The 14,855-nt window shown below is 72.9% G+C and carries 12 protein-coding genes; 8 read left to right on the top strand and 4 right to left on the bottom strand.

Annotated elements, in window-relative coordinates; translation table 11 throughout:
• Positions 1–33: 33 nt before the first annotated feature.
• Entirely contained in the window at positions 34–2,724 is a 2,691-nt protein-coding gene (aceE, locus tag MTQ01_RS09715) for a pyruvate dehydrogenase (acetyl-transferring), homodimeric type (protein WP_247488633.1), read from the top strand.
• A 102-nt stretch (positions 2,725–2,826) separates the two neighbouring features.
• On the opposite strand, the gene MTQ01_RS09710 is transcribed toward aceE, so the two are convergent.
• A complete protein-coding gene (locus tag MTQ01_RS09710) occupies positions 2,827–3,036 on the bottom strand; it encodes a methionine/alanine import family NSS transporter small subunit (protein ID WP_247488631.1) in 210 nt (69 codons plus the stop codon).
• Complete coding sequence (locus MTQ01_RS09705; RefSeq protein ID WP_247488628.1) at positions 3,036–4,574, bottom strand: sodium-dependent transporter; 1,539 nt, start codon at positions 4,572–4,574, stop codon at positions 3,036–3,038. The genes MTQ01_RS09710 and MTQ01_RS09705 overlap by 1 nt, the downstream gene beginning before the upstream one ends.
• 139 nt (positions 4,575–4,713) lie before the next feature.
• Here MTQ01_RS09705 and MTQ01_RS09700 point away from each other — a divergent pair, with 139 nt between their 5' ends.
• The gene (locus MTQ01_RS09700) at positions 4,714–5,784 is read left to right on the top strand and encodes a YafY family protein (RefSeq protein WP_247488626.1); all 1,071 of its coding nucleotides are present in this window, start codon (positions 4,714–4,716) and stop codon (positions 5,782–5,784) included.
• A gap of 105 nt (positions 5,785–5,889) precedes the next feature.
• Here the strand turns inward: MTQ01_RS09700 and MTQ01_RS09695 are convergent, their stop codons facing one another.
• The gene (locus tag MTQ01_RS09695) at positions 5,890–6,813 is read right to left on the bottom strand and encodes an SDR family oxidoreductase (RefSeq protein WP_247488624.1); all 924 of its coding nucleotides are present in this window, start codon (positions 6,811–6,813) and stop codon (positions 5,890–5,892) included.
• Between the two features lie 203 nt (positions 6,814–7,016).
• On the opposite strand from MTQ01_RS09695, the gene MTQ01_RS09690 reads away from it, so the two are divergent.
• From MTQ01_RS09690 to MTQ01_RS09670, 5 genes are all read left to right on the top strand, one after another.
• Positions 7,017–7,541, top strand: coding sequence for a DUF4240 domain-containing protein (locus tag MTQ01_RS09690; RefSeq protein ID WP_247489180.1), 525 nt, complete (start codon positions 7,017–7,019; stop codon positions 7,539–7,541).
• A gap of 271 nt (positions 7,542–7,812) precedes the next feature.
• Complete coding sequence (locus MTQ01_RS09685) at positions 7,813–8,715, top strand: TIGR01777 family oxidoreductase (protein WP_247488622.1); 903 nt, start codon at positions 7,813–7,815, stop codon at positions 8,713–8,715.
• Positions 8,716–9,007: 292 nt separating this feature from the next.
• Positions 9,008–10,360 (top strand): FAD-dependent oxidoreductase, encoded by a 1,353-nt coding sequence (locus tag MTQ01_RS09680; protein WP_247488620.1) that lies wholly within the window; start codon positions 9,008–9,010, stop codon positions 10,358–10,360.
• A 316-nt stretch (positions 10,361–10,676) separates the two neighbouring features.
• On the top strand, positions 10,677–11,759 hold the full coding sequence (locus MTQ01_RS09675) for a phosphatidylinositol-specific phospholipase C domain-containing protein (protein ID WP_374207672.1): 1,083 nt from the start codon (positions 10,677–10,679) through the stop codon (positions 11,757–11,759).
• A gap of 148 nt (positions 11,760–11,907) precedes the next feature.
• Positions 11,908–12,831, top strand: a complete 924-nt coding sequence (locus tag MTQ01_RS09670) for a polysaccharide deacetylase family protein (protein ID WP_247488615.1) — start codon at positions 11,908–11,910, stop codon at positions 12,829–12,831.
• A gap of 147 nt (positions 12,832–12,978) precedes the next feature.
• Here the strand turns inward: MTQ01_RS09670 and MTQ01_RS09665 are convergent, their stop codons facing one another.
• Positions 12,979–13,344, bottom strand: coding sequence for an arsenate reductase family protein (locus MTQ01_RS09665; protein WP_247488613.1), 366 nt, complete (start codon positions 13,342–13,344; stop codon positions 12,979–12,981).
• Between the two features lie 124 nt (positions 13,345–13,468).
• Here MTQ01_RS09665 and MTQ01_RS09660 point away from each other — a divergent pair, with 124 nt between their 5' ends.
• Positions 13,469–14,683, top strand: coding sequence for a serine hydrolase (locus MTQ01_RS09660; RefSeq protein WP_247488611.1), 1,215 nt, complete (start codon positions 13,469–13,471; stop codon positions 14,681–14,683).
• Positions 14,684–14,855: the final 172 nt, after the last annotated feature.

The raw sequence follows: 14,855 nt of genomic DNA, 5'->3' as shown, positions 1-14,855 counted from the left end.
CCCCTCACCGTCCCCATCCCGGAAGGCGGCCTCATGACCGACCCCGTAACGACGCGGGCGAGCGAGCTCGACCAGCTCCCGGACCGCGACCCCCAGGAGACCGCCGAGTGGCGCGAGTCCCTGGACGCCGTAGCCCGGGCCGCGGGTCCGCAGCGCGCCAACTACCTGGTGCGCAGGACCGTGGAGCACGCCCGGCTCAGTGATCTGGGTGTGCCGCCCCTGCTGGAGTCGGAGTACGTCAACACCGTCCCCACCGCCGCCGAGCCGGACTTCCCCGGCGACCAGGCGATGGAGTCGCGCATCACCGCGTGGAACCGGTGGAACGCCGCGGCGATGGTCACCCGCGGCTCCCGGTACGGCGTCGGCGGACACATCGCCACCTTCGCCTCCGCCGCCTGGCTGTACGAGATCGGCTTCCAGCACTTCTTCCGCGGCAAGGACGACCTCGCCGGCGGCGGCGCCTCGGGCGACCAGCTCTACATCCAGGGCCACGCCTCCCCCGGCATCTACGCCCGCGCCTTCCTGGACGGCCGGCTGAGCGAGGCTCAGCTGGACAACTTCCGCCAGGAGTCCGGCGGCAACGGCATACCCTCCTACCCGCACCCCCGGCGGCTGCCGTGGATGTGGGAGTTCCCCACCGTCTCGATGGGCCTCGGCCCGCTGTCGGCGATCTACCAGGCCCGGTTCAACCGGTACCTGGAGCACCGCGGCATCAAGGACACCTCCACCTCGCACGTCTGGGCCTTCCTGGGCGACGGCGAGATGGACGAGCCCGAGTCCACGGCCGCACTGGCCCTCGCCGGGCGGGAGGGGCTGGACAACCTCACCTTCGTCATCAACTGCAACCTCCAGCGCCTGGACGGACCGGTCCGCGCCAACTTCAAGATCGTGCGCGAGCTGGAGACCCAGTTCCGTGCCGCCGGCTGGAACGTGGTCAAGTCGCTGTGGGGCAGCGCCTGGGACGAGCTGTTCCGGCTGGACACGAACGGCGCGCTGCTGCGGCGCCTGCGCGAGGTGCCCGACGCCCAGTTCCAGACCTACGCCACCCGTGACGTCGCCTACATCCGCGAGCACTTCTTCGGCGCCGAGCCGGCGCTCGCGGAGCTGGCGAAGCTCGTCGGCGACGACCGGATCGTGGAGTGCTTCCACACCTCCCGCGGCGGCCACGAGCCGCGGAAGGTGTACGCCGCCTACCGCGCGGCCCTGGCCCACAAGGGCGCGCCGACGGTGATCCTGGCGCAGACCGTCAAGGGCTGGACCCTCGGCCCGGGCTTCGAGTCCCGCAACGCCAACCACCAGATGAAGAAGCTCTCCGGCAAGGAGTTCCGCGCCATGCGGGACCTGCTGGAGCTGCCGATCCCGGACTCCGCGCTGGACGAGGACCTCGTCCCGTACGCGCATCCGGGCGCGGACTCCCCCGAGGTGCGCTACCTGCAGGAGCGCCGGGCCGAGCTCGGCGGCCCCGCGCCGGCCCGCAAGGTGCATCCGGTGGCGCTTCCGGAGCCGGCGGAGCGGTCGTTCAAGTCCCTGGAGAAGGGCTCGGGTTCGCAGGAGATCGCCACCACGATGGCGTTCGTCCGGCTGGTCAAGGACCTGATGCGGGACAAGGAGACCGGCCGGCGCTGGGTGCCGATCGTGCCGGACGAGGCGCGGACCTTCGGCATGGAGGCGCTGTTCCCCTCGGCCGGCATCTACTCGCCGCTGGGCCAGACCTACGACCCGGTCGACCGCGACCAGTTGATGTACTACAAGGAGGCCAGGGACGGCCAGATCCTCAACGAGGGGATCACCGAGGCCGGCGCCATGGCGGACTTCACGGCCGCCGCCACGTCGTACGCGACGCACGGCGAGCCGATGATCCCCTTCTACATCTTCTACTCGATGTTCGGCTGGCAGCGGACGGCCGACCAGTTCTGGGCGCTGGGCGACCAGTTGGGCCGCGGCTTCGTCGTCGGTGCGACGGCCGGGCGCACCACGCTCACCGGTGAGGGCCTCCAGCACGCCGACGGCCACTCCCCGCTGATCGCCTCGACGAACCCGGCGGCGCTCTCCTACGACCCCGCGTTCGCGTACGAGATCGGTGTGATCGTGCGCGAGGGTCTGCGCAGGATGTACGGCCCGGACACCGGCGAGGACCAGAACGTCTTCTACTACCTCACCGTGTACAACGAGCCCAAGCCCCAGCCCGCCATGCCCGAGGGCGTGGAGGAGGGCATCGTCCGCGGCCTCTACCGCTTCAACGAGGGCGAGGCGCAGGCGGAGACGCCCAAGATCCAGCTGCTGGCCTCGGGCACGGCGATCCACTGGGTGCTGGAGGCACAGCGCCTGCTGGCCGAGCAGTGGGGCGTCAGCGCGGACGTCTGGTCCGCCACCTCCTGGGGCGAGCTGCGCCGCGACGCGATGGAGTGCGACGCCGCACTGCTGCGCGGCGAGGAGCGGACTCCGTACGTGACCAGGGCGCTGGAGGGTGCGCCCGGTCCGGTGCTGGCGGTCAGCGACTGGATGCGGCAGGTGCCGGACCAGATCAGCCAGTGGGTGCCGCAGGAGTACACCTCGCTGGGCACCGACGGCTTCGGTCTCTCCGACACCAGGGACAACGCCCGCCGCCACTTCGGCGTGGACGCCCAGTCCATCGCGGTGGCGGCGCTCGCCCAGCTCGCCCGTCGCGGCGAGGTCAAGCACGAGACCGTGCGGAAGGCGGCCCAGGAGTACGGGCTCGCATGATCGCCCGCGCGCACGCGCGAGCAGCAACCACACCACGGTGAAGGTGCCCCGGAACTCGGTGAGTTCCGGGGCACCTTCGCGTGTGCGTGGGGTGTGCGGCGGTCAGGGGCGCGGATGTGCGCCGTACCCCTTCGGCCCGTCGTACCCCTGCGGCCCGTCGCTGCCCTGCGGCCCGTCGTGGCCCGTGCCTCCCGGCTCCTCGTCGGGTTCGGGCTCCTCGGGGTGGCTGCGCAGTTTGAGGATGGCGGCGACCATGCCACCCCACAGCAGCAGGATGGCGAAGACCATCATCATGATCGCGCTGGCGCCCATCAGCTACCACTCCGCTCGTTCTTCTCGACGTCGGCGACGGAGACCGGCGGCGGTTCCGGTTCGCGCCGCCAGGGGATCAGCGACACGAGGATGCCGAAGAGCAGCGCACCTCCGGCGACTCCCCAGCCGGCCGCAAGGACGAAGCCGTCGCTGTACCCCTCGTAATTCTCGTTGAGTTCCTGGCGGACCGAGTCGACGAGGAAGACGGCCAGCACGATCGGCGTGATCACCCCGAGGCAGAAGCGCCACCAGCGGCCGAGCTGGATCGCCGAGGTGGCGTCCGCCTCCTCCTGCTGCTGCTTGAGCCTGCGCAGGATCCAGCCGACGGTGATCAGTACGACGAGGCCGGCGAGCGCGATGCCGTAGCGGTTGATGAACCGGTCCGCGATGTCCAGGAAGTAGAGCCCGCCCTCGCGCGGGTACACGAGCAGCGAGGCGAGCGCGGTCGCACCGCCGACGATCGCCACGGTGCGACCGCGCCCCCAGCCGGTGCGGTCCTCCACCGCGGCGATGATGACCTGCACGATGCTGATCAGCGAGGTCAGACCGGCGATGACCAGCGAGGTGAAGAAGAGGAAGCCGAAGAACGCGCCCGCGGGCATCTGCGAGATGATCGTCGGGAACGCCACGAAGGCCAGTCCGACCCCGTCGCTCACCAGCTCCTCGATCCGCAGCCCGGACGCCTGCGCCATGAAGCCGAGGGTGGAGAACACCCCGATGCCGGCGAGGAGTTCGAAGGAGCAGTTGGACAGGCCGGCCACCATCGCCGATCCGCTGAGATCGGAGCGGCTGCGCAGATACGAGGCGTAGGTGATCATGATGCCGAAGCCGACCGAGAGCGAGAAGAAGATCTGCCCGTAGGCGGCCACCCACACGTCCCCGTCGGTCAGCGCGTCCCAGTCCGGGGTGAAGAAGGCGTTCAGCCCCTCCACCGCGCCGTCCAGGGTCAGGGCCCTGACCACCAGGATCAGGAAGAAGACGACGAGCATCGGCATGAAGATCTTGTTCGCCATCTCGATGCCGCGCCGCACCCCGAGCGCCAGGATGACCAGGGTGATCACCCAGACCACCAGCAGCGGCCAGAAGACGCCCGAGACGAACCCGCCGAAGCTGCCCGGGGTGTCCGCCCGCTGGAGGAAGGTGTCGAAGAGGAACCCGTCCGGGTCGTCGCCCCACTTCTCGCCGAAGGAGAAGCCGATGAAGCGCACCGCCCACGCCAGGATCACCGCGTAGTAGGTGGCGATGACGAAGCAGATCGCCACCTGCCACCAGCCGATGAACTGGGCGGGTTTGGCCATCGCCCGGTACGCGGCTGGCGCGGACTTCCGGTAGCGGCGGCCGATCGTGTACTCCAGGATCAGCAGCGGCAGTCCGGCGGACACCAGGGCGATCAGGTAGGGCAGGACGAAGGCGCCGCCGCCGTTGCGGTAGGCCTCCGCGGGGAATCTCCAGATGTTCCCGAGCCCGATCGCCGAACCGATGGCGGCGATCAGGAATCCGTAGCGGCTGCCCCACTGTTCGCGGGGTTTAGTTGCCATAGTTTGCATCCTTGCTGACTGGCGGTGGCTGCACGTCAACTGCGTTGTCGGTCCGTCACATCCCCCGCCGGCGTTCGGTTCAGCGCAAGAGGGTAGTTGGTGGGCGAACGCTGTCAGCGGCTGCCCGCACAATGGGGCGATGCGTGCTTCTCGGCTCATCAAGATGGTGCTCCTGCTTCAGACCCGCCGCCACCTGACCGCCGCCGAGCTCGCGGCCGAGCTGGAGGTCTCCGAGCGCACCGTGGCCCGGGACGTGGCCGCCCTCTCCGAGGCGGGTGTGCCGGTCTACGCCGACCGGGGCCGACTGGGCGGGTACCGGCTGGTGGGCGGGTACCGCACCCGGCTGACCGGCATGGGGCGCGAGGAGGCGGAAGCGCTCTTCCTCTCCGGAGTGCCGAGCGCGCTGCGCGACCTCGGGCTCGCCGACGCCGCGTCGGCCGCGGCGCTCAAGGTGTCGGCAGCACTCAACCCCGAGCTGCGCGACGCCCGTACGAACATGGCGCAGCGCTTCCATCTGGACGCCCCCGGCTGGTGGCGCGAGCCCCAGGCGCCCGAGCTGCTGCCGACGCTCGCCGAAGCGGTGTGGGACGACCGGCGGGTGACGGTGCGCTACCGCAGGCGCCCGCCGGAGCCCGGGACGCCCGAAGCGGGAACGCCGGAGGCGGGTGGGGCGGGAACGCCGGAGGCCGGGACGCAGCGCGCCGGCACGCCGGAGGCGGGGAAGGAGGTGGTTCGGGAGTTGGAGCCGTACGGCCTCGTGCTCAAGGCAGGGGTCTGGTACCTGGCCGCCCGGGTCCCCACCGCGGCGGTGCGGATCTACCGGATCGACCGGATCGGCGGGGTCACGGTCGGTCAGACGGTGTTCGACCGTGACGAGGAGTTCGACCTGCCCGCGTTCTGGGCCGAGCAGTCGGCGGCCTTCGCCCGTTCGGTGCTGCGCGAGAGCGTCACCCTTCGGCTCTCCGAGGCCGGCGCGGCGCGGCTGCCGCATGTGCACGGCGACCGCACCGCGGTGGCGGAGGCTCTCGCCGCGGCCGGCCCCGCCGAGGGGGGTCGGCTGACCGTCACGCTCCCGGTCGAGACGATGGACGTGGCGTACGGGCAGCTGCTGGCGCTCGGCCCCGACGCGGAGGTGCTCGCACCGCCGCGGATGCGGGAGCGGATGGCACGGGCCGCGCGGGCCACGGCCCGGCTGTACGAGTGCGGCTGACGCACCCGTACACCCGTTCCGTGGCCCGCGGGCGCGGACGCCGCCGGGACGCACGGTCCGCGCGTCCCGTCTGCGCGTCCCGTCCGCGCGTCCCGGGGGATCGGCTCAGCGGTAGTCCTCCGGGTCGGTGGTCGGGTCCTTGTCCGCCGCCAACAGGTAGCGCCAGCAGTCCGGTTGGGAGCCGTCGGTGTCGGTGACGCCGTACTCCCCGGCAAGGTCGCCGCTGGAGAGCGAGGCCCGGTTGAAGCGCGCCTTGCGAGGGTCCGCCGCCAGGGCGGCCAGGCCGCGGGCGACGTAGGTGGGGCTCTCGGACACGGCGAAACCCGCGTCCTGCTCGATGCCCTCGCGCCAGTTCTCCTCGGTGACCTTGAAATGCGTGTCCAGCATCGCCTCGGAGCGCAGCCAGCCGGGGCTGACGCAGACAGCGGTGGCGCCGTGGCGGGCGAGTTCGCTGCCGATGCCGTACGCGAGGCGGATGGGCGCGCACTTGGCCAGGTCGTAGTAGACGTTCTCGCGGTAGTGGTCGGCGTTGTACTCCGCGGTCCCGTCGGTGACCTCCACGAGCAGTCCGCCCGGGTGCCGGATCAGCAGCGGCAGCGCGTAGTGGCTGGTCACCAGGTGTGCTTCGACGCCGAGCCGCAACTGCCGCAATCCCGCCTGCAGATCGTGCTCCCAGACGGGGGTGTCCCAGGAGAGCAGGTGGTCACCGCCCCAGAGGTCGTTGACCAGGATGTCGAGCCGGCCGTGTTCGCGGTCCACGCGGGCGAGCAGGTCACGCACCTGGTCGGCGACGAGGTGGTCGGTGGGTACGGCGATCCCGGTGCCGCCCGCGGCGGTGACCAGCTCGGCGGTCTCCTCGATGGTCTCGGTGGCCCGGCCGACCTCGCTGACGCGGGTGCGGGTGGTGCGTCCGGTGACGTAGACGGTCGCTCCGGCGCGGCCGAGTTCCACCGCGATGGCGCGGCCGGCGCCCCGGGTGGCGCCCGCCACGAGGGCGATTCTGCCGGTGAGGCTGGGTCGGGAGGTCATGTGTGCTCCGTCCGGATACGGGGCGTCGGCCCCGGTCGAGGTGTGGTTTCCGCACTGCGTCCCCCACGCTCACACCGCATCCCGACATCTTGTGTCCGGATTTCCGGCGGGTCGCGGCGCGGACGGGTCGCGACCCGCGGCGGACCGGAGGGACGCCTCCGCGTGCGGGCCGGTGCGGGAGGGCCGATGCTGGTGCCGTGACGATGCACGAGGACGAGTTCTGGGAGCTCATCGACGAGGCGCGCCGGGCCGCCGAGGGCGATCCGGAGGAGCATGCCGAGATGCTGGTGGAACAGCTGGTGCAGCTGGACCCCGACACCGTCACCGACTTCGCCCGGCACTTCGAGGCGCGGTTCCTGCGTTCCTACCGCTGGGATCTGTGGGGTGCGGCGTGGGTCCTGCTGGACGGCGCGGGCGACGACGTCTTCGACTCCTTCCGCTGCTGGCTCATCGGCCAGGGGCGGGCGGTCTTCGAGGGGGCGCTGCACGACGATCCGGACGCGCTCGCGGACCTGCTGGGCGACTTCGACGAGGAGTTCGACGGCGACGGCGACGAGATCGGCTTCGCCGCCGACGACGCGTACGGCATCCTCACCGGCGACGAGCTGCCGGACCTCGCGCTGCCCGAACCGCCGGACGAACCGACGGGCACCGCGCTGGACTTCGAGAACGACCGGGTGCTCGCCGAGCGCTACCCCCGGCTGTGGAAGCGCTTCCGCGGCACCTGACCCTCCCGACCGCCGCCGCCACGTACCTCGCCGCCAGGCACGCCCCGCCCGTACGCCTCCGCTCGTACGCCTCCGCCCGTACGCGCCGTCCGCCCGTACGCCTCCGCCCGTACGCCGCCTCCCGGACGCGCACCGCCCCGTACGCCGCTGCCCCGGCGCCGCACGGGGCGGTGCGCGTCCGGCGCCCCGCGTCGGTGCCGCCTCCCCCGCCCGTGCGGCGCCCCGTGGGCAGGGCCTCGCGCCGGGCCGGTGGTTGCCGCAGTATGGGGCCATGCGTATCGCGATCACCGGTTCCGGCGGACTCATCGGTTCGGCCCTGCGCCGTTCCCTGCTCGACGACGGGCACGAGGTGGTGCGGCTGGTGCGCCGCCCGGCCCGCGAGGGGGACGAGGTGGAGTGGCACCCGGGCTCGCAGGGCTCGCCGGGGCGGGTCGACACCGCGGGCCTGGTCGGCTGCGAGGGGGTTGTCCACCTCGCGGGCGCGGGCATCGCGGACAAGCGGTGGACGGACGCGTACAAGCAGGAGCTGCGGGACAGCAGGGTGCTCGGCACGACGACGCTGACCCGGGCGCTGGCCTCGCTGGACGTTCCCCCGCGGGTGCTGGTGTGCGGCAGCGCGATCGGCTGGTACGGCGACACCGGCGACCGCGCGGTGGACGAGAGCGACGGCGCCGGCAGTGGTTTCCTTCCCTCGCTGTGCGAGGAGTGGGAGGCCTCGGCGGCGCCCGCGAGCGAGGCCGGAGTGCGAACCGCGTTCGCGCGTACGGGACTTGTGGTCGCCCAGGAGGGCGGTGCGTGGGGCCGGCTGTTCCCGATCTTCCGGGCGGGGTTGGGCGGGCGGTTGGGCAGCGGCCGTCAGTACTGGAGCTTCATCGCGCTGCACGACCACCTCGCCGCGCTGCGGCATCTGCTGGAGACCGACGGCCTGTCCGGGCCGTTCAACCTGACCGCCCCCGATCCGGTGACCAACCGCGAGGTCACGGCGGCGATGGGCCGGGTGCTGCGGCGGCCGACCGTGGCGATGGTGCCCGCGGTCGCGCTGAAGGTGGCGCTCGGGGAGTTCTCCCAGGAGGTGCTGGGCTCCCAACGGGTCGTCCCCACAAGGCTGTTGGAGTCCGGCTTCACCTTCGCCTTCCCCGGTGTGGAGGACGCGATCAGGGCCGCGCTGAAGTAGCCGCGAACTCCCGGCCCGCGCACGGGGGTTGCGGCCCGGACCGCACGGGCGGTCCGCGCCCGGTCGCGCACACGGAACGTGTCCGGTCGTACGAGCTGTGCGACCGGTGTGCGACCACGCGCCGCCCGGCGTGCCCCCGTCGCCGCTCCCGACCGCCGCTAGGGTCGGGGCCGATTCGGGTATTTCCTGCGCCGGTTGGGGGCATGAGGGGTGTGTCCGGCCAGTCGCGCCGAGGTGGCGGGACGGCCCGGAGCCGCTCGTCCGCCAACGGCACTCACCTCGGGGAGGGCATGTGCTCAGTGCCGCGCCAGCGACTGCGTCAGGACGGTCCGCGGACTGCGACGTCGTCATCATCGGAGCCGGGCTCGCGGGTCTCGCCGCCGCCGTCCACCTGACCGGCGCGGGGCTGGCGGTCACTGTGCTGGAAGCCGGCGAGGGCGTCGGCGGTCGGATGACGACGGACCGGATCGACGGCTACCGGCTGGACCGGGGCGGCCAGTTGCTCTGCGCCGACAGCCCCGAGCTCGGGGCGCGTTCGGGACCGGCGCCGCTCGCCGCTCTCTCGCTGCGGCCGTTCGCGCCGGGTGCGGTGCTGCGCGGGGCGGAGCGCAGCGTACGGATCAGCGGCAGCCACGCGCTGCGCGTCGGAGGTGGCACGGGGGGCGCACGCACCAGAGCGCGCGCCCTGGCGGGTGCGCTGGACTCGGCGAGGCTGCGCCACCAGCTCTCCCGGCTCGCCTGCACACCGTTGGCCCGGCTCGAACTGCGGGAGGAGCTGCCGGCCGGCCGCGCGCTGACGGCACGCGGTGTCCCCGGTCGGACGGTCGACGGCCAGCTGCGTCCGCTGGTGTCGGCGCTGCTCGGCGACCCCGACCTCGGGACGTCGAGTCGCGTGGTGGACCAGGCGCTTCGGGCCTTCGCCCGCCGCGGTCTGTGCCTTCCCGCGGGCGGCGCGCAGTCCGTACCCGAGCTCCTGGCCCGGTCGCTGCCGGCCGGCACGGTGCGCACCGGGGTGCGCGCGGTGTCGGTGGCGGTCAACGCCGTCGAGACCGAGGCGCACGGCCGGCTCGGCTGCCGCGCGGTGCTGATCGCCACCGGTGCCACCGACGCCGCGGAGCTGCTGCCCGGCCTGCGCGTACCCGACTTCCACCCCGTCACCGTGCTGCACCACGCGGCCGATTCGGCGCCGCCGGGCTGCGACGCCCTGCGCACCTCGCTGCTGCTGGACGGAGAGCGGCGCGGGCCGCTGACGCACTCCTCGGTCGCCTCGGCCGTCGACCCCTCCCGCGCACTGCCCGGTCGCACCCTGGTCACCTCCGTGGTGCTCGGTCGCGCGGCGCACGAGCCGGTGGCGGCGCTCGATCGAGCCGCACGACCCCAACTCGCCGCGCTGCACGGTGCGTCGGCCGGAAGCTGGGAGCTGCTGGCCGCGTACCAGGACCGCAGGGCGGTGCCCGCGATGCCCGCTCCGCACGACACCGCACGCGCGGTACGGTTGCTGGCCGGCCTGTACGTGTGCGGCGACCACCGGGACACCAGCACCGCGCAGGGGGCGCTGCGGTCCGCACGCCGGGCCAGCGCCGCGATCTGCCGCGACTTCCGGCTGCCGGCGAACGCGCAGGCCGCCCTCCGGGTGGTCGCCTGAGCGGTCCGCGGCACGGCGGGCGAACGGGACGGGCCCGCCGTCGCGCCGACGGCCGCCTCCCGACGGGCGTCGACGCGACGGGCGCCCCGCGGGACGGCAGCCGCGGGGGCGGCGGGCGGTGTCTCGGGGCGCACTCGCGCGCGGGCGGTGTCGGGCACCTCCCGCGAAACGGCGTCTCTCGTACGCCCTCGCAGGACGCCCTCGCGGGACAGCCCGCGCGGGCGGCGGTCGCCGGGGGATCTCCGGGAGTTCATCCCGCACGGGTGGCAGATCCATCCAACTGCCTTACGCTGTGCGGCGATTGAGTCGCTCCCCCATGCGAAGGCGGTCCCCCGTGCGTCTCTTCCGCTCCAGATCCCGTACGACCGCGCTGCTGTCCACCGCCGCGCTCGCGGTGGTCGCCGCGACCGCACTGCACTCACCGGCCGGCGCCGCCCAGGCCGACCCCGGCCCCTACTCCGCCACCACCGGCGTGGGGGTGCACAACGCGTACGAGAAGGCGACGTTCCCCTACGTGGGGCAGGCCCTGGACTCCGGCGCGGGCCTGCTGGAGTTCGACGTCTGGACCAACAACTTCGGCGGCGGCTGGCGCGTCTCGCACGACAACCCGCTGGGCAACAACAACAACTGCACCAACGCCGCCACGCCCGAGGAGCTGGAGAACGGCGACCGCGACCGGGATCTGGCGGGCTGCCTGACCGATCTGCGCACCTGGAGCGAGGCCAACCCCGGTCACCGGCCGATCCAGTTGAAGATCGAGATGAAGGACGGCTTCAACGCGGTCGGCGGTCGCGGCCCCGCAGAGTTCGACGCCCTGGTCGCCGAGAAGCTCGGCGACGCGGTCTACCGCCCGGCCCAACTGCTCGGTGCGCACGCGACGTTGGACGAGGCCGTACGCACCGACGGTTTCCCGTCCCGGGAGGCGCTGGCCGGGAAGTTCCTGATCCACCTGATTCCCGGCACCGTCGAGCAGGGCAACCCCTTCGACGACCTGTGGACGGACGAGGAGTACGCCCGCCATCTGCACACCGCGGCCGGGGAGGGGAACCTCGACACGGCCACCGCGTTCCCCGCCGTGCTCGGGGCGGAGGCCGGCGATCCGCGGGAGGAGCGGTACGAGGCGGCGCTGCGGCCGTGGTTCGTGGTCTTCGACGGCGACGCCTCCGCCTACGCGGGCGGGGAGATCGACACCGCCTGGTACGCGGAGCGCAACTATCTGCTGGTGGCGACCTCGGCCCACGGGGTGGCGCCGGCGATCGACGCCCGGGAGCCGAGCCGGGAGGAGGCCGCGGGGCGGGTCGCGGAGCTGGCGGCGGGAGCGCACGCCACCACCGTGACCTCGGACTGGGCCGCGCTTCCCGAGGTGCTCGCCACCGTGCTGCCGCGCGGCGGCAACTGACGGCGCACGGCCGAAACCGGCGCGCCGAACACCGACACCCTAGACAGGGCCCCCGGGTTCGGCGCGCTGGGAAGGTCTTACGAGTGCAGTGGCCGGGACACGGTTCGCGGGGCGGGAGCGTGTCGGCGGGGCGTGAGAGCAGTAAGTCATGCAGTACGACAAATCAGCTCTGACGCGCCGTACGCTGCTCAGCGGCGCCACCTGCCTCTGTGTGTACGGCGCCTACCGTGCGCTGCTCGCCCCACCGGGCCCGACCGACGCCGCGCCGGAGGTGCCGGACGCGGCGGACGCTCCCGGCGCGGCCGCGGATCCGTCCCGCTCCCCCTCGCCCTCCGCCGGCGGTTCCGGTGCCCCGCGCGGTACCGGAACCGCCGACGCCCGGGGCACGCCGGACACGTACCGGATGCGCCCGCTGGCCGGTGACGCCCGGATGCCACGGGCCGAACGGCGTCTGCGGCGCTCCGCCGTGCCGCGCAAGCAGGCGCATCTGACGCTCGCCGACCCCGGCCGCAGCATCGCCCTGACCTTCGACGACGGCCCGCACCCCGTGCAGACCCCCGCGATCCTGCGCATTCTGCGCCGCCACGGCACGCTCGCCACGTTCTTCGTCATCGGGGAGAACGCCGAGTGGAACCCGGATCTGGTGAAGGCGATCGAGGCGGACGGCCATCTGATCGCCAACCACTCCTGGAGCCACCCCGAGCTCCCGAAGCTCTCGCGCGCCAGGGTGCGCAAGGAGCTCGGCCGCACCTGCGACCTCATCGAGCAGGCCATCGGCACCGCGCCCCGGTTCGCCCGCGCGCCCTACGGCGCCTGGCACGCGCCCTCGTTGCAGATCTGCGCCGAGCTGGGGATGGAGCCGATGGGCTGGTCGGTGGACACCCTGGACTGGAAGTCTCCCGGCACCGCCACGATCCGCCGCCGGGTACTCAACGGCGCGCACCCGGGCGCGATCGTCCTGGCGCACGACGGCGGCGGCGACCGGTCCCAGACCGTCGCCGCACTCGCGTACTACCTGCCGCGGCTGATCGAGCGGGGCTACTCACTGGTGCCGCTGGCCGAACCGCTCTGACGCCGCGGTCGACGCGGCCGGCACGCCCCGGGCACGGGCGCCGACCGGCCGCGCACCGCCGCGGGGCACGGGGCGCGAACCGTGGTGTGCCGAGCCGGGGCGCGGGGGACGCCCGACACCGTGCCCCGGCCGCGGGCGGCGCACCGGCTAACCGCTGCGCCGCATCGCCTCGCGCACCGCTTCCTCGCTCCGGCCGACCACCGCGCTGCCGTCGTCCGCGGTGATGATCGGGCGCTGGATCAGCTTGGGATGCTCGGAGAGCGCGGCGATCCAGCGCTCGCGTTCGCCGGGCTCGCGGGGCCAGTCGCCGATGCCCAGCTCCTTGCCGATCGCCTCCCCGGTCCTGGTGATGTCCCAGGGTTCGAGGCCCAACCGGTCGAGCACCGCCCGCAGTTCGTCCTCCGTCGGCGGGTCGTCGAGGTAGCGGCGCACGGTGTGCTGCACGCCCTCCTCGTCCAGCAGCGTCAGCGCGGACCGGCACTTCGAGCATGCGGGATTGATCCAGATCTCCATCCCCCCAACCTAGAGCCACCTGGAGGGGTGGTGCTGGCACCCCGTACGAGCGGGTGGCCACCACCATCGTGCGCCGGCCCGTCCGGCGGCAGGCTGTTCGCAGAGATCTTCGGGAGAGGAAGACATGACCAACACACGTATGCGCAGGCTCGGTTCGGCTGCGGCGCTGGCCGCGATCGTCGTGACGACCGCCACCACGGGAGCCGCCCACGCCGAGAACGGGGCCGCCCGGGACGCGTCGGCCGGAGCTTCGAAGGTGCTCCGGAAGGAGGCCCGACGCGCCCTGGAACAGGGGGAGTTCGTCTCGATCACCGCGGGTCTGCGGGACGGCCGCAAGCACAGCGAGACCAACCAGGGCCTGCGGGATCTGGACGGGGACGCCGCACCGCCGTCCGGCGCGAGCTACCGGATCGCCAGCACCACCAAGACCTTCACCTCCACCGTCGTCCTCCAACTCGTCGGCGAGGGAAGGCTGTCGCTGGAGGACACGGTGGAGGAGTGGCTGCCGGGGCTGGTCCGCGGCAACGGCAACGACGGCAGCGCGATCACCGTGCGCAACCTGCTCCAGAACACCAGCGGACTGCACAACTACACCGCCCAACTCCCCCTCGGCGACGCGGAGTCCTTCGAGCGGGACCGCTGGAAGCAGTGGACCCCGCGCGAGCTGGTCGGCCTCGCCGTGGCACAGAAGCCGAGCTTCCCGCCCGCGGCCAAGGACGACCCCGAGCCGGACTGGGAGTACTCCAACACCAACTTCGTACTGGCCGGCATGATCATCGAGGCGGTGACCGGCAACGACTGGCGCACCGAGGTCACGGACCGCATCATCCGCCCGCTGGGCCTGAAGGACACCTACGCCCCGGGCCGGGACACCGGCATCCGAGGGCCGCACTCCCGCTCGTACCAGCGGTTCGCGGACTCCGGGGAGTGGACGGACACCACCGAGTACTCCGTCACCTGGGGCGACTCGGCCGGTGAACTGATAAGCACCCACCGGGACCTGGACCGCTTCTTCACCGCGCTGCTCCGCGGGAAGCTGCTCGCCCCGGCGGAGCTGCGCGCCATGCGCACCACGGTGCCGATGCCGGAGGAGTTCACCGAGATCTGGCCGGGCGCACGGTACGGGCTGGGTCTGATGTCCCACCCGCTGAGCTGCGGCGGCAAGTTCTGGGCGCACCACGGCGACCTGGTCGGCAACACCGTGCGGCTGGCGTTCACCGACGACGGCCGGGTGGGAGTGGCCTCCACCGCCAACGGCATCAGTGACGCCACGCTCGTGGCCGGCGACCGGGCGATCATGCGGATGCTGGACCGCACCGTGTGCGAGGCCCGCGACTGACCTCCGGGCGGGCGGGGGTGCGTACGGTCGGGACGTCGGCGCCGAGCCGGCGGTCCGGCCGTACGCGCATGTCCCGGCGCTCCGTGTGGACGGGAGCCGGGACACGGCGTCGAGGGTCGGGGTACGGGCGCGGCGCGGACTTCGGCGGGGCTCGCCGGGGCGGGCTTGGGGC

This window comes from Streptomyces sp. XM4193 (assembly GCF_023072595.1).
In the GTDB taxonomy this organism is placed as follows: Bacteria; Actinomycetota; Actinomycetes; order Streptomycetales; family Streptomycetaceae; genus Streptomyces.
The sequence above is the reverse complement of the archived record's forward strand: the minus strand, read 5'-3'. Positions and strand labels throughout refer to the sequence as shown.